The 17,389-nt window shown below is 55.2% G+C and carries 16 protein-coding genes and 1 pseudogene; 1 reads left to right on the top strand and 16 read right to left on the bottom strand.

Features of this window, described 5'->3' with window-relative positions:
- Window positions 1-165: 165 nt before the first annotated feature.
- From ACWGTO_RS31165 to ACWGTO_RS31140, 6 genes are all read right to left on the bottom strand, one after another.
- The gene (locus ACWGTO_RS31165; RefSeq protein WP_454578590.1) at window positions 166-981 is read right to left on the bottom strand and encodes an MBL fold metallo-hydrolase; all 816 of its coding nucleotides are present in this window, start codon (window positions 979-981) and stop codon (window positions 166-168) included.
- Window positions 978-1,808, bottom strand: a complete 831-nt coding sequence (locus ACWGTO_RS31160; protein ID WP_454578589.1) for a hypothetical protein — start codon at window positions 1,806-1,808, stop codon at window positions 978-980. Before ACWGTO_RS31160 ends, ACWGTO_RS31165 begins: the two co-directional genes overlap by 4 nt.
- Before the next feature lie 77 nt (window positions 1,809-1,885).
- Window positions 1,886-2,713 (bottom strand): substrate-binding periplasmic protein, encoded by an 828-nt coding sequence (locus ACWGTO_RS31155; protein ID WP_454578588.1) that lies wholly within the window; start codon window positions 2,711-2,713, stop codon window positions 1,886-1,888.
- A gap of 22 nt (window positions 2,714-2,735) precedes the next feature.
- Window positions 2,736-3,407 (bottom strand): amino acid ABC transporter permease, encoded by a 672-nt coding sequence (locus ACWGTO_RS31150; RefSeq protein WP_454578587.1) that lies wholly within the window; start codon window positions 3,405-3,407, stop codon window positions 2,736-2,738.
- A complete protein-coding gene (locus ACWGTO_RS31145) occupies window positions 3,404-4,045 on the bottom strand; it encodes an amino acid ABC transporter permease (RefSeq protein WP_454578586.1) in 642 nt (213 codons plus the stop codon). The genes ACWGTO_RS31150 and ACWGTO_RS31145 overlap by 4 nt, the downstream gene beginning before the upstream one ends.
- A complete protein-coding gene (locus ACWGTO_RS31140; RefSeq protein ID WP_454578592.1) occupies window positions 4,042-4,827 on the bottom strand; it encodes an amino acid ABC transporter ATP-binding protein in 786 nt (261 codons plus the stop codon). Before ACWGTO_RS31140 ends, ACWGTO_RS31145 begins: the two co-directional genes overlap by 4 nt.
- A gap of 407 nt (window positions 4,828-5,234) precedes the next feature.
- Between ACWGTO_RS31140 and ACWGTO_RS31135 the strand changes: the two are divergent.
- Window positions 5,235-5,900 (top strand): annotated as a pseudogene (locus ACWGTO_RS31135) (IS66 family transposase zinc-finger binding domain-containing protein); the annotation flags it as partial.
- Between the two features lie 4 nt (window positions 5,901-5,904).
- Here the strand turns inward: ACWGTO_RS31135 and ACWGTO_RS31130 are convergent.
- From ACWGTO_RS31130 to ACWGTO_RS31085, 10 genes are all read right to left on the bottom strand, one after another.
- Complete coding sequence (locus ACWGTO_RS31130) at window positions 5,905-6,597, bottom strand: EamA family transporter (RefSeq protein WP_454578585.1); 693 nt, start codon at window positions 6,595-6,597, stop codon at window positions 5,905-5,907.
- Between the two features lie 360 nt (window positions 6,598-6,957).
- Window positions 6,958-7,641 (bottom strand): cupin domain-containing protein, encoded by a 684-nt coding sequence (locus ACWGTO_RS31125; RefSeq protein WP_454578584.1) that lies wholly within the window; start codon window positions 7,639-7,641, stop codon window positions 6,958-6,960.
- A gap of 164 nt (window positions 7,642-7,805) precedes the next feature.
- Entirely contained in the window at window positions 7,806-8,465 is a 660-nt protein-coding gene (locus tag ACWGTO_RS31120; RefSeq protein WP_454578583.1) for a GntR family transcriptional regulator, read from the bottom strand.
- Between the two features lie 97 nt (window positions 8,466-8,562).
- Window positions 8,563-9,612, bottom strand: coding sequence for a polyamine ABC transporter substrate-binding protein (locus ACWGTO_RS31115; RefSeq protein WP_454578582.1), 1,050 nt, complete (start codon window positions 9,610-9,612; stop codon window positions 8,563-8,565).
- Between the two features lie 200 nt (window positions 9,613-9,812).
- Window positions 9,813-10,871 carry an ABC transporter ATP-binding protein gene (locus ACWGTO_RS31110; protein ID WP_454578581.1) on the bottom strand — a complete coding sequence of 353 codons (1,059 nt, stop codon included), beginning with the start codon at window positions 10,869-10,871 and terminating at the stop codon, window positions 9,813-9,815.
- 8 nt (window positions 10,872-10,879) lie between these two features.
- Window positions 10,880-11,653: an ABC transporter permease gene (locus ACWGTO_RS31105; RefSeq protein ID WP_454578580.1), complete on the bottom strand. Its 774-nt coding sequence runs from the start codon at window positions 11,651-11,653 to the stop codon at window positions 10,880-10,882.
- Window positions 11,646-12,533, bottom strand: coding sequence for an ABC transporter permease (locus ACWGTO_RS31100; protein WP_454578579.1), 888 nt, complete (start codon window positions 12,531-12,533; stop codon window positions 11,646-11,648). The genes ACWGTO_RS31105 and ACWGTO_RS31100 overlap by 8 nt, the downstream gene beginning before the upstream one ends.
- Window positions 12,533-13,981, bottom strand: coding sequence for an aldehyde dehydrogenase family protein (locus ACWGTO_RS31095; protein ID WP_454578578.1), 1,449 nt, complete (start codon window positions 13,979-13,981; stop codon window positions 12,533-12,535). Before ACWGTO_RS31095 ends, ACWGTO_RS31100 begins: the two co-directional genes overlap by 1 nt.
- A gap of 21 nt (window positions 13,982-14,002) precedes the next feature.
- Window positions 14,003-15,685, bottom strand: a complete 1,683-nt coding sequence (locus ACWGTO_RS31090; protein WP_454578591.1) for a choline dehydrogenase — start codon at window positions 15,683-15,685, stop codon at window positions 14,003-14,005.
- Window positions 15,686-15,754: 69 nt separating this feature from the next.
- A complete protein-coding gene (locus ACWGTO_RS31085; protein ID WP_454578577.1) occupies window positions 15,755-17,206 on the bottom strand; it encodes an NAD-dependent succinate-semialdehyde dehydrogenase in 1,452 nt (483 codons plus the stop codon).
- Between the last annotated feature and the right edge of the window lie 183 nt (window positions 17,207-17,389).

Genomic DNA, 17,389 nt, shown 5'->3' with positions numbered 1-17,389 from the left:
CCGCAACGGCGACCAGAGCGCCGCCTCAGGCCGTCGAAAGCTCACCGCCGTGCATCAAGCGGGCTAGCTGGCTGATCCGCAATCGGATAAAGATATCTATCTCAACCATCCACAATTCTGCGTAACGGATCACCAAATACGTGCAGGGCGAGGAAGCGTGCTGGGTCATACCCGCATAGCAGCGACAAGACGAAGGCCCTCTCTGATGAGAGGTATCGTTTTCTTGGGATCGGAAACAACGTTGCCGTGCGCGGATGCGATAAATTTGGTCGGATATTGCTCTTCCAGCAATTGACGCACACGTTCAACGTGGCTGTCCGCGTTCTTGAACCGTGTCCAATACAATGCGTACTCCGAATAAATTCCCGTCAGTTCCGGAATAGGGAGGTCAGGTATTTCTTCCGCGAAAAGTCCACATTGTTGTTCGTTGTGGTAGTGTCCGAAACTAAGGCCATCTGACGTGAACATTACCTGTTCGCCCCTGTCGTATCCCCAAAGCGTATTGTGGAGATCACGAAACACTGCTTCCACGAAGGCAAACTTGCGCCCTCCTAGGTCTATCTCGTCGCCCTCCTTCTTCTGAACGAAGCGATCAACGAAGTCGGGAAAGACCAAGTGAAGGTCGCGTAGATCTCCGACTGCCTTTGCATTCGGAAAATGGGAGAGTAGGCGGCCGAGGTTTCCAGCGTGGGTAACTTCGGGATGAGTAGGGAAGATCCACTCTGGAGTGGGAACGCCTTTCTCAATCAGACTCTCAAGTTGATCGCGAACTGTAATCCAGTCCTTAAGGTGGCCAGTGTCCACCAGAAGGCTGCGATCCCGCCCGGCGACCAGGAACACAGCAGAATATGTATGCTGGATTGTTTCAGCGTGTTCCCACATCTGGCAGTCACCCAGCCACCAAACGCCTGGAGCTATCTCTCTCGGGAGCTTGCCGTGGGTGTGTCCGCTGCGGCAGTCGTTTGCATGCGTCGTGTTCATTGTGGTCTTCCCTTTCCGTCGAGCTGCTCCAGAGCTTGATCCAGCATTTCCACGTGGCGAAGCACCAAATGCTTGCCGGAAATGACGCAGCCAAGGGTCGGTGCGATGTGCTCAACATCGTACCGTCCAAATACGTCCTTCACGAATGCACGCAAGGGCTGCGTGTCGGCGTCTTCCATCCAGAAAAACTTGGCCCGGAAATTGTCGACAACGTCTTGAACTGTTGTCGTATCCGTATCTGCGGTTACCAACGTAACCCCGGGAGCCGGCGCCATGACATGGGAGAAAGAGTCCGATGTAAAAAGTGTTTTAGTGACTGCATCGTATATCCATGTCGCCGCGAGCAGCTTCAACTTTGTATCGATAGCCTGCAGCGATCGACCCGGAGCGACCTGAATCAGGCTTTGCTTTTCGATCATCTTCGACTCAAAAGGCGGCGGATAAGGGTTAGGACCTTGAGTGCGCATGTAAACCCACTCATAAGCCACATAGCCGGCCCAGACTTCTTTAACCGGCCACTTTTCGATGATCACGTCAGCATTTCCGATGCTGTCGAACTCAACAGCGCGAGTTAGCAGCAACTTCATTTCGTCGATAATGAACGGCTCAATCTGCGCCACAAGCCCGTCTTCCAGAATAGGAAGGGAGGTATCCAACAGGACAGCTTTCGTGCCTTCGAGCAGCAGGTAGGCATTCAGCGCAGCCTCACCTTTGGCATTCTTCGGAATCCAGTGAATGATGTCGTTATGTGGGACAGTGCCGCCGAGAAGGTAAAGCTTCTCCGCGACAATCGGCCTGGCGGGGCCTGCCGTGACTTGCGTATTCATATTTCCTCCATTCGTAGCTGTCGGCGTGGTCTAACGCCGATAGCTTCAGATGATTGCGGCAAGTTCCTCTTCGTTCACTACTGGACGAAGGACGGATCACCAACATCTGCGAGCGAAGCATCAAAGCCATAGCCGACGAGCATGTCTCGAATGTAGCCGTCGTTGCGCATTTCTTCGATTGACGCGTCCAGCGCCGCACCTAACTCTGTATTCTTCTTGTTGTACAAGATAGTGCTTTGTGCACCTTTCACGGTAAAGGGCACTCGCGCATCCGGCTTGATTATCTCGATCTTTATATCATGGTAGGCATTCTTTGTTTTCTTGGTATATGCGCCAAGCGAATACCCGTCGACGATTGCGTCGATACGGCCGGACTGCAAATCCTGGGTTTGAGAGGCTTGGTTCGGATAGGTTTTGACGGTTATTTCCTTGATCTTCTGAAGGTCTGAAGCGAAGAAATCGGCGGCTCTCACGCCGATGGTCTTTCCATAAAGCCCTTCGATCGTATTAATCCCACTCTTCGAGTAGATAGCAAGGCGGTCCAGATACATTGGAACGGACAATCCCATCACCTTATCTCTCTCTCTGGTCCGGCTCCAAGCATAGATGGAAACGTCCACCTTGTTGGTCATGATCGACTGAATCTGCGCCGACTGATCAAGAACCTGAGATTCGATTTTTAGACAGTTTTCTTCAGCAAACCGCTTTACCACCTCGCTATCGACCCCCTCGATTGTCCCGTCCGCCGTGACTTCGGTAAAAGGGGGATACACGTTCAAAGCAACCTTTAGGGTTCCGCTCTCGACTGTCCTGAATTCATGTTTCGGTTCACATGCATAAGCGGGCGCGTTCGCAATCCCGAGAATGCCCAATATGATCAGATTCGCGCTAAGAAATCTCGTCATGTCATTTCCCTTCGTTTGATGACTATGATGTGCTTGACCTATTATTTCGATTGAGGCGCCGCTCAATTGCAAACACTATTATTGACGCGGGCATACACACTGCGGCGTACATTAGCGCCGTCAGTATAAATAGGGACATGTACTGAAAGTTGGTACTTCCCAGACTGTAGGCGCGGCTCACCAGCTCGGGGAGCGCAACCGTAAAGCAAAGCGATGTGGCCTGGAGCATCATGAGCGCAAACCCGAGAAGTGGAGGGAGTGCGACTTTCAACCCCTGAGGCAAGATCACGTATCGAAGTCGGTCCGTGAAACTAAGTCCTAAAGCCTCCCCGGCCTCGCGTTGACCTGCTGGCACAGACTCCAGGCCGCCACGTATAATCTCGCTCGTGTATGCTGCGGTACACGCCGCGAGAGCGGCTACGGATGCCAGCAGCGATGAGAGAACCAAGCCGGTAGAAGGTAGACCGAAGTACAAAAACTGAAGAAGCACGAGTGCTGGCGTTCCTCTGCCCAACTCAACCAGTGCCACGGTGGGCCAGCGCACGTAGCGATCCCTGGCACTAACGCCCAACGCCAGAAGCAATCCGATGGGCACACCGATCGCAAGGCACAGACCTAAGACTTGCAAGCTCAGCAAGTAGCCGTCCAGAAGGGTAGGGAGCCACTCTTCCCATGACGACAGCAGCTCGGTCATAGGGCAACCTTTGCGGCTAGTCGCAATTCAATATGCCGCCCAACGAACGCGAACGAAATGCTCAGCAGAATGTAGATAATACCGGCGGCCGTGTATGCTTCGAGACCCCTGAGGCTTCTTTGCGTTATTGCCTGCGCAAAGAATGTGATGTCTTGGACGCCAATGGTCGACGCAATAGCAGTATCCTTGAGAAGACCGATTGCGTAAGTCGTGGAAGCTGGCAGCGAGATCCTCGCCATTTGTGGCAGAATTATATCAATTAGTCTGGACCTGGCGCTCAGTGCCAATGCCTGAGCGGCGTCCTTTTGCCCGGGATGAATTGCGGTGAGGGCGCCGCGATAGATTTCTGCCAGGCTGGCGGCCGAGATTACTCCCAACGCGACTACCGCGGCGGGAAAAGGCGCCAAATCGATGAAGCCACTCCCCAGTCCGAAAAAGATTAGGAATAGCCACACGATCGGGGGTATTGAACGGACGAGAAGTATGATTGCGAAAGCAGTGCAATTGACGAGTCGCCACTGAGACACTCTCATTGCACAGACAGGTAATGCGACTACGGCACCGAGAGCCAAACTGCATATCGTCAGGGCGATGGTGTAGGTCACGCCGTGCAGGAGAGGGAGAAGGAACGCCGTCATCTGTCACGAACCGCCCGAAGAAACCGTTGTGCTCTTCCGGTCCTGGGGTTTCTCATAACCTCCTGACTCATTCCCTGCTCGATGATCTGGCCGTCAGCCATGATCACTACTCGGTCAGACACCGTTTCTGCGAAGTGCATCTCGTGAGTGACGACTATCATCGTCATCCCGGCTTCTGCGAGCTCGCGCATGACAGCAAGCACCTCGAGTCCCAACTCTGGGTCTAAGGCAGACGTTGGCTCATCAAACAGCATAATTTCCGGGTCAAGTGCCAGAGCACGAGCAATCGCAACACGCTGTTGCTGCCCTCCTGAGCAACGAGATGGATATTGGTGGGCCTTGTCGGCGAGGCCAACCCGTTCAAGCAGCTCGTATGAGCGAGCATCGGCATCTGATCTTTTGCGACCCAGCACGCGCTCTTGAGGTAGGCTGACGTTACGCAGCACTGTGAAGTGTGGAAAAAGATTGAAAGACTGGAACACCATCCCGACAGAGCGGCGTAACCGAATAAGCTCTGATCTTTTGATGGTCGACTCTGCGTGGATCGTAAGATCCCCGATCTTGATGGTTCCGGCGGTTGGGGGATCCAGCTGGTTTATACAGCGCAGAAGCGTGCTCTTGCCCGAGCCACTCGGACCGATAATCGAAAGTACTTCACCCCGATTCAATGTCGCATCAATGGCCTTGAGGACCTCATGATCGCCATAGCTTTTGCAAATGCCGTTAAGGACAAGCGCAGGTGCGCTGGCAACCTGTGATACTTCGACACTCGGCCCCGGCATTACGCTGGCGGACAGCAAATCTCTCTCCCGATTGATGCCTTGATCTGGCTCGTTCGCGCGCTGGAGGGAGGAAAACGTGACCGCCCGTCGCCAATGTATTTTGTCTACATTAGTAACATCTTCGTTCGTACTGTCAACCGAAATCATATTGACCGAGTGCTGCGATCGGTTTTTCACGGCCCCTGAATCAGCTTAAGTTCTCGCCGGTCGTACGGCCGGTTTCTACGGCCGTCGCAGCCAGATAGCACCGTTTCCATATCACCGGCGCAGCCCGCCTCGCATGCTCGACGGGGTCGATTGGTGCAACCCCCGACACACGTTGCGACGCGCAGCGCATGGCTTAAGTTTTTTCTGAGTTTGTGCCATTTCCGGGAGTGAGCGGACACGTTTTGTCATTCACCCAGCCCATGGCGGACACCGCCCACGATGCTGTTCCGTACGACATCGGCGCGCTGAGAGCAGCGCTGGCCGCGGCGCTGGCCGGGGCCGAAGACGAGGCCGCGCGCTGCTTTGGTCGAGGCCGAACTGGCGGTCGCGTCGGCCAAGGCATCGGATGATGCGGCGCTGATCGCACATCAGCGTCTGACGATTCGGAAGCTGCAGTGGCGCTGCATGGTCATAGTTCTGAACGTTCCGGCCGCCTGCACGGCCAGAGGGTGCTCACCTTCGAGGAACTGAGTGTGGCGACCGAAGAAGAGATCATCGACGAACAGGCCGGGGCCCGGACCACCCAGGTAGCTGCCATATGTGCGCGAACGACCGCCGCGCCAACCATTCCCCGAGCATCGGCCCCGCGAACACGTGCTCGCGTGCTCGGGCGCGGGCCGATGAAACTGCTGCGGCGGCGATCGGCTGCGCAAGCTTGGTGAGGACATCACCGAGACGCTTGAGGTGCCGCGGCAATGGAAGGTAATCCAAACATCCAAACACGTGCAAGAGAAGTTCCGCTGCCGCGATTGCGAGGCGATCAGCCACGCTCCGGCACCGTTCCGCCGCACCCCGCGTGGCTGGGCCGGTCCCGTCCTCTAGCGATGATCCTGGTCGAGAAGGTTGTCCAGCATCAGCCGCTCAACTCCGCTACTCCCTGACCTCGTCCAACCGCGCGTCTTTGCGTTCAATATTACTTTCGTTTTGCCGTATTAGGTGACGCGCGCCCTCCAATGACAATATTCCGACTGCAAGTATGACGGGCACATATGTGAATAGATCGGATGGTCGAAGGGCTTCACCTATCGCGAGCGCAACAAGAAAAAGAAGCACCGGCTCGAGATAGCCGAGCAAGCCAAAAATGCTCAGCGGCAGATACCAACTCGCGAGTATGAAGCTGGCGAAGGCCAGTGCACTGAGGATTGCCAGGCCCGGCAGCAAATACAAAAGTTTTGGTGTGGTGGCGAAGTAAACTAGGGGGTTAGAGGCCGTCACAATAACCAGGACGGCCGCAGGAAACATGAGCATAACATCAAACCAGAACCCGCCCAAATTGCTGGTGCCCAACGCGCGTCGCAGAATAAAGTACGCTGGCATGCCCAACGCGACGACTGCTGTTTCCCATGAAAGCGAGCCCATCCGCCAGAATTCATGCGCGACCCCAATGGCAGCTGAACAAACCGCCAGCGTCTGAAAGAGCGACAGCTTCTCGCGATAAACGACCAGCCCCGCGAGAACCATCACAAGCGGCAGCAAGAAATAACCAAGCGACACTTCCAGAGCGGCATTGTTGAGCGGAGCCCACAAAAACAGCCACTGCTGATCGCCACCAAGCCAAGACAAAGTGCCGGCTCTCGTTGTGCACGGGTTATAATTGATCTGACTTGCGGCCAAGACCCGCTGGCAATCAGGACGATGGTGATGAAAGGGAAGATCAGGACCATTCGCCAGCCGAATATCTCGGTCCCCGCCATCGGCTTTAGAAGTGTCGCGTAAAAGTACATCAAGCCAGCGACAACAGACGACATCACTGAGAGGAAGGCACCTAATTTAACGTTCATCAAACCCGGTCCTACTGTTTTTATGGGCGAAGACCATCGCGACCGTGGTCGAAATAATTAGCATGGTGAAAGCGATCAAACTTGTGATTAGTAGCAGCTTTATTGCCCGCGATGCTGTGCCAGTTTTTTCGATCTTCGTCACTTAACCCCGAACGTCCGTGTTGCGAGTGACCCAGAACTTCTCGACATCGCAAGGATTCTCCCAAGCCGCTACAGCTCCTTGCTTGACGAGGAAAATGTCCCCGGCTGTGAACGTGACGCTACCTTCATCCGGGTTTGAAAGCGTAACCTCGCCTTTACGAAGCATCATTAGTTCGGAAAACGAGTAAGTGATCGGGTGGCGCGCATATGGGGTTGTGGCCCACGTGCCCCAGGAAAAGGGACCGAACCTCTGAAACTCATGGCGAACCGTATTGGGCGAGGGGGTGGTCAGCAGTGCTGCATTCGGGGCTCCCCCGGGTGACATGGGATGATCAAGGTTAAGCCTTGCAAAGGGGACGTGCGGAAGTTCCTCATATAGGACGACGAGGACACAGTCGGCTTCCTCCGCACTCCAAGACAGTGTACCTGTCGGCACAGACGCGACTTCGCCTTTGGCGAGAATGAGCTCGGAGTTGCTGTGGCAAGCGCGGACAGTTAACTGCCCGGTTCGGACCATGACGATGGTGGGAAACCGGCCGTTCGCGTCTCCATCGCCTGAAAGGAGCGCACGCCCGAACCCGAAAGGTTCGGTCGTGCTTCCATCCTGTACGATAGCTTCTAATGCCTTTGCGAGGTTCGAACCGCTCGACGGCATGTTACATAGATTAAATACGTTGGTCAGCATGTCCATCTCTTCCAGGTTGAGGAACCACCGGCATGGGATCAACTTCAGATCCCGCCCTGTTTGATGCTTGGGCGCACCACGCGTCGTGAGTCATGCTCGGCCCACGGTCGGTGAGATTTAGAATTTTTTACGACCGGGACACAGCGATCCTCCCATCGAGGCTGCTACAGGCCAGCCGTCTTCAGCCCTGAATCGAAGTGATCATCGATCAAGCTCAACAACACCGGCAGATCATCCCCGGTAATTCGCCTTATGATCTCTTGGTGTTCGAGCACCAAATCGTTGAGATTGCTGTAACACGACACCAGGTTCTTGAGGCAGAGGTAGGTTTCAGCCGCTAACGTAGAGAACATTCGATCGATGCGCGCACTGCCCATGCCGCGGACCATCACGGTATGGAATTCCAGATCACGGTCTATCACCCCGGATTGATCCAGACGCGAGGCCGAAACAGACATTCGGTCAACGATCGCCCGCATGGCGGCAATAGTACGAGTGTCCTTGCTCACAAACAGATGTCTTGCCGCCTCTTTTTCCACCATGCGACGAGCGGAGAAAATGTCCCTGAAGTCGCCCAGTCCAAGAGTGACGACGCATACGCCCTTGTTTGGAGAATTGGTCAGGATCCCCTCCTGCACAAGACGCTGCAACGCCTCCCGAATAGGTCCCCTGCTGACACCGAGTTGTTGGGCGAGTTGAGGCTCTACGATTCTGGTGCCAGGATCGAAAGCTCCACTTAAGATTTTTTGTCGCACGCGATCTGCGATAAGAGAAGGTGTCGTCTGCCGTTTAAGCGGTGCAAATTCGTCTCCCCCAGTCGGCATTGATGTAACACTCCTCTACCAGTCTCGAACCAGCCGGGCGACTTGCTGCCGCACTTCCCCTCGTGCCAGAGGCACGGCAGCAATCATCTCGAAGCGGCTATTCGCTGGACATCACTTCCGTTATGAATTTGGATACCCGAGGCGCATCAGCGCCAAGATCCTTGAGCATCGGGTATTTCAGCAGCTCGGCCGATGTGATCTGAAGCGGCTGAATTTTCTCGATAATGTCCTTATGCGCTTCCATCGCTGCACGATTCGGCACCTTGTACAGGAGTTGCGTGATCAGACCGCCCTGTTCCTCCGGCTTCAGGATGAAGTTCAGGAATTTCTCGGCGGCGTCTTTGTGCTCTGCCTTTTTTGGTACCACGTAAACATCGACAACCGTGTCCGTGCCTTCCTTCGGAATCACGTACTTGACGTTCGGGTTCTCCCGGATGGCGAGATTGCACCAGTTATCCCAGGCGGCAGCCACGCTGATTTCGCCGGACAAAAGGCGGGTATGCATTGTAAAGCTATCGAACGTCAGGACGTTCTTCTTTGCATTGACCAGAAGTGGGCGGATCTTTTCAAGAGCCTCCTTGGAAACGTCGTTGATTGATAGGCCGCTGTATAGCTGCGCAGGCTCCAGGAACCAGCGCTCATCCGAGACCATCGTGTACTTGCCCTTCAGGTCTTCAGAGGGGTTGAGAATGTCTCCCCAACTCGTTGGCGGTGCGGCGACCAAATCTGACCGGTAGCAAAGACCGAACGTATCCCAAGCCCAAGGAACGCTGTATTTCAGTCCGGGATCGTAGCTCAGCTTGGTCGCTTCGTCGTATAGATTGGCGAGGTTCGGAAGCTTCGAATGGTCAAGCTCGGACAACATTCCGAGCTTATTCAGCGCTTCGACAAACGGGTGGGATACAACGAGCAGGTCAAAGCCGGTCCCGCCGCTGGCGATCATCTTGGCCATGGTTTCTTCGTTCCCAGACGTCTCCACCAAATTGACGTCGATGCCGGTCTCCTTCTTAAAGTCCTGGAAGAGAGTGGGCGGATAATAGCCGCTGAACGTAACCAGTGTTAGGCTCTCCGCACGAGCTTCTGCGCCGACGGTTGCCGCCAGGGCGACCCCGGCTGCAAGGACGGCACGCAGGCGTGAAATTTTCATCTTTAGCTCCCTGTGGTCGATTGTTGACGGTTCGACGACGACAATAGTAATGTCAACATTTGACACTAGCAACAAAAAAAGCACGCTGTCTCAGCCGAAAACGCAGCATTTGCCGCAAAAACAAACAACGCACTTGAAGCACTCGGCCATCCTCGAGGTCGAGCATATTACGGACGCTTGGGCCTTCCGGCCCAGGGTCTTTACTCGGTCAGAACTTTTCCATCTGCACCGTTCCAATGAAGCCATACGGGTGCGTTTATCGAGATGTTCTCGTGATCCTGTTCAACGACGCCTTGCAAAACGTCGATAGGGTCTGATTTCCCAGGGACAGCGACCCTTACGTGGAGATGCTGCCCAAGATAGTTCACCTCTTGGATGTGACCCTGAACAGAGTTATCAAAGGTGTCTACGCGGCAGCTTGATAGCCTGATGCGTTCAGGGCGGAGGGCATATGTGACATTTCCCCGGCCGGCACGATCCCCCTTCACAACACCAAAGTCTTTAATCTGGACGTTGTATCCGTCAGCCACACCTTCAAAAAAGTTGGTCTTACCGACAAAATCTGCAACAAACCGCGAAACTGGCTTCTCGTAAAGATCTGACGCTGTGCCGAGTTGCTCGATCCTTCCATTGCGCATCAAGGCGATTCTATCCGCCATTACGAGCGCTTCCTCCTGATCGTGCGTAACGATAACGAAGGTGATTCCGAGCTCATGCTGTAGTCGCTTCAGTTCCAGCTGCATTGCTTCGCGCAGTTTCTTGTCGAGGGCGCCAAGCGGTTCGTCGAGCAGCAGAACGCGAGGTTGCATTACAAGAGCTCGGGCAAGGGCCACGCGTTGACGCTGGCCGCCCGAAAGCTGACTCGGCAAGCGGTCGACCATTTGGGTTAAGTGCGTCACCTCCAGCATTTCTCCAACACGCTTGGAAATCATCGATGAATCCACCCCTTTGGCTTCCAGGCCATAACGAAGATTTTTCCCGACCGTCATGTGCGGAAACAGCGCGTAGGACTGAAACATCATGTTCACGGGCCGGCGGCGCGGGGGGATCTGTATAAGGTCTTTCCCATCGAGAAGCATCTTACCGCTCGTTGGTGTGTTGAAACCAGCAATTATCCGCAAAAGTGACGTCTTTCCGCATCCCGACGGTCCGAGAAGCGCAAAAAATTCACCCTCTCTCAAGTCAAAGGATACATCGTCAACGGCGACGAACGCGGCATACTTAAGCACGATACCAGACAGTTCAATCACATTTGCCATCTTCGGCCTCACACCGTTGTTTTGTTGAACCGCTGAGCGAGAAGCACCAACATGAAGCTGGTGAATATTGTCAAGGTCGCCAGGGCGTTGATATCCGGCGTGATCCCAAATCGGAGCATCGAGTATATTTTCATTGGCAGGGTTTGCGCAGTGTTCGACGGACCCGCCGTGAAGGAGGCGATGACAAACTCATCGAAGGATAGCGTAAAGGAAAGCAACGCGCCGCCGATGACGCCCGGCAGCAGCGCCGGCAGTGTTATCCGCCAGAACGTTTTCCAGCGGCTGGCTCCGAGATCGATTGACGCCTCGATCAAGGAATAGTCAAAACCCTCGAGACGAGTTCGAACAACAGCAGTTACAAAGGCGATGCAGAACACAACATGTGCGATGATCACAGTCGGCAAGCCTAAAGGGAACCCGATTAGGGCGAAGAAACTCAGCAACGCAATGGCCAGCACGATATCAGGAATGACCATCGGCATATAAAGGAAGCCGTTAATCAGCGGGGACGGCCGGATTTTGCTGACACTCAGTGCGAGCATGGTTCCAATCACACTCGAAATGGCAGCTGCCGCTATGGCGACGATAAGTGTGTTCGCGAGCGGAACGAGGATCGCCCCATTGGAGACCAGCTTCTTGTACCATTTCAACGACAAACCGGACCAGGAGGTCGGTAGTCCGGAGTCGTTGAAGCTGAGCACCACCATGGTTAAGATTGGCGCATAAAGGAACAGCAGGGTTAGAATCAGATGCAGAGACAGAAGTCTGTTTGCTCTACGCATGCAACTGTTCCTCCAACTTTCGACCGCGCAACTGAATCCAGCTCTGCGCCGCCAGAAGTCCGACCATAATGGTTAGAAGCACCAAACCAAGGGCAGCGCCGAACGGCCAATCCCTCGCCACTGCAAATTGGTTCTGAACGAGATTGCCGATCATTGTTACTTTGCGACCCCCGAGCAAATCGGCGGTTACGAAGTTGCCGATCGATAGCACGAATGCGAAGACGCCTCCCACCACGATCCCGGGCATGGTAAGAGGGACAGTAACGTACAGGAAAGTTCTCCACGCTGGAGCTCCGAGGTCCTCGGAAGCCTCTAACAGCTCAAAGTTGAGGCGCTGGATCGAGGAATAGGTCGAGAGCACGACAAAGGGCAAGAAGTTGTAGACAAGGCCAATGATGACCGCTCCTTCAGTGTAAAGCATGTCGATAGGCGAGTGAGTGAAGCCGCTGGACACGAGAAGCGAATTGATCACACCTGCCCTGTTTAAGAGAAGAATCCAAGCGTAGGTTCGCAGCAGATAGTTGCTCCAAAACGGCAGCATGACCAGAAAGAGCATGGGCATTTGCCATTTCGAGGGCAGTCGAGCGATAGCGTATGCAGCGGTGTAACCGATCACAAGCGAAACAATGGATGCAATCGTTGCGATCCGCACTGAATCGATAAAAATCCGGAGATAGAGACCGTCAAACACTCGCAGCAGATTATCGAAGGTAAAGTTTGGAACTACGCCGCCGTATGTTCCTCGTGAGAAGAAGGCGTAGACCAGAACGAGCAAGAGGGGGGCGACAAGGAAAATCGCCCACCAAACAAGGGTCGGCAGCGCCAGGAGAAAAGCTGTAAGTTTCCGTCCCATGTTAGTGACCTGTGCTTTCCCGATCATCAGCCCCGATCATCAGCGTTGAAGCCGCGATCACCAAGGACAGCCTTCAGCTCGAGGAACTCGTTGAAGGCATGTGCGCCGCCTTCACGTCCATTTCCGGACTGCTTGTATCCGCCATATGGCGCGTACGGGTCCCATTCTGGGGAATTTAGATAAACAGATCCGACGCGCAGCTTTCGAGAAAGCATGCGGATGGCGTCCGGGTCACTGCCTGTAATGTGCGCGGCCAGACCGTAGCAGGAGTCATTGGCTATGCGAACCGCATCGTCGAGGTCTTCATACCTAATGACGCTGACGACAGGTCCGAATATCTCTTGGCGCGAGATCGACATCTCCGGTGTCACATCGGAGAAGACGGTGGGGCGCACAAAATAGCCTCGGTTAACACCGTTGGGGCGCCCAAGACCTCCGCACGCCAGTGTTGCGCCCTCGTCGATACCAGCTTGGATCATCCGCTGAACGCGGTCGTATTGGGCAGCATTGGCAACCGGCCCAAGCGTTGTGTTCGGATCGGTCGGTGAACCGATAACATAGCCGTTGGCTGCTTGGACCGCCAGGGTGACGGCTTCATCATACCGCTTATGCGACACCAGTAACCTGGTTCCCGCGTCGCAAGCCTGGCCGTTGATGAAGAAACAATTGTCGATCGCGGCAGGCACCGCGGATTGGAAATCTGCATCGTCTAGAAGGATGTTGGCAGATTTTCCTCCAAGCTCATGCACGATGCGCTTAACCGTGTCAGCCGCGGCCTTGGTGATCAAAATGCCCGCACGCGTCGAGCCAGTGAACGACACTGCATCGATTTCTGGATGACGCGAAATGGCGTCGCCAACGATCGAGCCTTCGCCGTTCACCAGGTTGAATACCCCAGCCGGAACACCAGCCTCAGCGAAAACTTCCGCCAGAATAATTGCATCCAGTGGGGTTGCTTCTGCAGGCTTCAACACCATGGTGCAGCCTGTGGCGATCGCGGGCAGGATTTTGGTGAAAATCTGACCGATCGGCCAGTTCCAGGGAGTTATTAGCCCGAGAACCCCGACCGGCTCCTTTAAAATCGTCGTCGTCCCGCGGCGCTCGACGAACTGGAAGTCCTTCAAGATGTCTATTGTTGCCGCAGTGTGGGCCTTGCACCAGTCCAACAGCGCGCTGCTGCTGAGGGAGATCGTCATGCCCATCTGTTGGGTCACAACCTCGGCGATTTCTCGCTCGCGCTTGCGAAACGCGGCGTCGATATTCCGCAAGAGCTCGATCCGCTCTCGAGCGGAGGTCGACGAGAAGCTTTCAAATGCGCGACGAGCAGCCTTTGCTGCCCGATCAACATCTTGCGCCGACCCTGTCGTGCACTCCGCGAAAGGTAGCTCGGTTGCTGGGTCGATAAGGTCTCTTGTGGTGGATGACAAAGGTGCCACCCACTCACCGTCGATATAGAATTGGTTCGCGTGTTCCATGTTCCTTAACCGAGCTCTTTTTTAAGCGCTTGCGCGCAGGTTCGTTTGCTCTTTTGCAGTAAACTGCCGGCCTGTTTGCCAGTGTTTTAACGAAGTTGCTGGGTCGCAGCGCTCTTCATCCAGAACAATCGCCGCCGCTTTCTCACCGATCGCAATCGTGGCGGCGTTGAGATTGGCAGTCACAATTTCCGGCATCACAGAGGCATCGGCCACGCGCAGTTTGCTCACCCCTCGTACCCGCAGGTCTGGTGTCACAACAGTGCCGGGGCGATCATCCGAGCCCATCTTGCACGTCCCGCCGGGATGATAGGCAGTATTTACATTGTCTCTGAGCCAGGATTCGATCTGCGCGTCGGAAGTGCAGTCCGGACCTGGGAATATCTCTTTCGATAGAACGTTCTTGAAGGCCGGGGCTTCTGCAATACGCCTCATCAGCCTCACGGCATCTGTCAGAACTCGAACGTCATCTGGGTTTTCCAAATAGTTGAAAATGACCGATGGGTTCTCGATCGGATTTCTGGATCTGATTTGGAAGCGGCCTCGACTCTTGGCCCGCTGTAGAGTCATGTGCACCTGGAAGGCCGGGTAGGGGCGCGGCGTGAAACTATGCGGTTCAAAAGCCATCGGCAACATCTCAAGCTTGATGTTTGGATAGTCTCTTGTGGGATCCGTCCTTAGATAGGCAGCGGCCTCAAACTGATTGCTGGCAGCGGGGCCTGTCTTGAACAAAAACCACTCAACACCGGTTTTGATGCGAGCTAACCCGCGTGTACTGCTCTGAATGCCCACGTTGCGGCTGGCTTTGAACTGAATGATGACGTCCGGATGATCCTGGAGGTTTTCGCCGACCGGCAGATCGGCAACCAACGGAATCCCCAGCTGTTCGATAAGGCCTTTCGGGCCTACACCAGAGCGCTGTAGGATTGCAGGAGACCCAAACGTACCGGCCGAAAGGATAATCTCCTGACCGGCCTCGGCCGTCAGGGGACGACCTTGCTGCGAGAAGATCACTGACTTCGCCGCGCTCCCCTCAAACACGATGCGGTCGACGATGCAACGTGTGAGGACAGTCAAATTCGGCCGGTTCCTTACCGGATCGAGATAAGCGCGCGCTGTGGACCAGCGACGTCCTCGATAAATGGTCTGTTCGTTTGGCGCGAAGCCTTCTTGCACTGTTCCGTTACTATCGCTCAGATATGCAAAACCGCTTTCGACACCCGCATTCATGAACGCCGCATTGACCTCGTCCGCGAACGGATTCGGAGCGCGTGTGTATTGCGGGCCTTCCTTGCCCCGGCCCGGCCCATGCTGGTTGACCGAGTGTTCGGATCGGGCGAAATACGGAAGCATCCCTTCGTAGTCCCACCCGACACAACCGTGCTGTGCGGCCCAGTTATCGAAATCCAGTACGTTGCCGCGAGTATACGCCATTCCATTGATGGAGGAGGAGCCGCCTAGAAGGCGGCCCCGAGGGTGATCGATGTGTCGTCCCTTTAGGCCTGGTTCCGGATCGGTCCGGAAGCCCCAGTTCTCATCGCAGGGGCCCATGAAGGCGTCGAGAGCCGCCGGCATGTCGACCCTCCACTTCTTGTGTGTTCCACCAGCTTCAATGAGAAGAACGCTAGTGGAAGGGTTTGCTGAGAGTCGGTTTGCGAGTACGCATCCGGCCGAACCACCGCCAACGATAATATAGTTGTAATGCATTTCGCGCACCGAACTCCTCCTGCCTATTCTAGATGCGCACGCCGAGCGCGCTAATTAAATTGACGCTGATTAAGCGACTCCTCCGATGCAAAGGTACTTGACCTCGATGAAGTCTTCTATTCCATATTTCGAGCCTTCTCGGCCGAGCCCGGAAAGCTTGATGCCCCCAAACGGTGCTTCGGCGGTAGATATCAGGCCGGTATTGATGCCGACCATGCCATATTCGAGAGCTTCGGCGACCCGGAGGACGCGGGCCATGTCTCTGGCATAGAAATACGACGCCAGACCAAAATCCGTGGCATTTGCCAGCGCGATAACCTCGGCTTCGGTCGAAAAGCGGAAGAGCGGGGCCAGCGGGCCGAATGTCTCTTCGTTGGTTACGATCATGTCGCGCGTAACATCGGTCAGAATGGTTGGTTCGTAAAACGTTCCACCGAGTGTGTGGGATTTGCCTCCGACCAAAATGCTAGCGCCTTTACCAACCGCGTCGTCGACATGTTCCTGAACCTTTTCCAGTGCAGCCATGTCAATGAGCGGACCAAGGACCACGCCGTCGCCGAAGCCATCGCCGATCTTGAGCTTGGAGACCGCAGCCGCAAGCTTGTCGGCAAAGATATCGTATACATCGTCTTGAACGTAGATGCGGTTGGCGCACACGCAGGTTTGGCCATTGTTGCGGAATTTGGCAGCGATGCAGCCTTCAACGGCTGCATCCAAGTCAGCGTCTTCGAAGACTATGAAAGGCGCGTTTCCGCCGAGTTCGAGACCAAGTTTCTTGATGGTTTTTGCGCTCTGTTCATAAAGCTGAACGCCCACTTCGGTCGAGCCGGTGAACGTGATCTTTCGTACACTCGGGTTCGCGGTCAATTCTCCCCCGATTTCGGAAGCGGACCCTGTCAGTACGCTGAAGAGCCCTTTCGGAGCGCCGGCGCGCTCAGCCAAAACAGCCAGGGCAATTGCGGAAAATGGCGTTTGAGAGGCCGGCTTCAACACCACGGCACACCCCGCAGCGAACGCCGGTCCTGCTTTCCGGGTAATCATGGCATTAGGGAAGTTCCAGGGCGTAATGGCTGCCACGACGCCGATCGGCTGCTTGATCGCCAGAATGCGCTTGTCAGCCTGCGGAGCGGGAATTGTGTCGCCGTAAACGCGCCGAGCCTCTTCCGAAAACCACTCGATGAAACTTGCGCCATAGGTGATTTCACCGATTGCCTCAGCGAGTGGTTTGCCCTGCTCGGCAGTCAAGATGCGGCCGAGATCGGTGCTATTGGCGACGATCAGATCGAACCAACGGCGTAGAAAGGCAGAACGTTCCTTTGCTGTCCTGGTGGCCCATTGTCTTTGGGCGACCTCAGCGGCCTCGATCGCGAGACGCGTTTCGGCGCCACCCAGGCGCGGGACATAACCTATCGTCTCGCCGTTGGACGGGTTTGTCACCGGAATTCCGCTACCGTCGGCGTCAATCCATCCGCCGCCAACGAACGCGGCTTGCCTGAGCAGCGTCGGGTCATCAAGTTTCATTGGTTTCCTCGTGATCTTTGGGAAGCGTTCCGCCGGCAATGTCGCGTGGTCGCCGTGAAACACATGGCTGGCCGACACTACGGCCGTCTTGTCATATTGTCAACATTCATACGTTCGACCGGCAGGGCAATCGGGTGAGTTAACACGTGACATATGGCGCCAGTGCTGAATCTGTGAGTCCCC

Source organism: Mesorhizobium sp. PL10, assembly GCF_053714315.1.
Note: the sequence above shows the minus strand (reverse complement) of the source record. Positions and strands in the feature narration are given on the sequence as shown.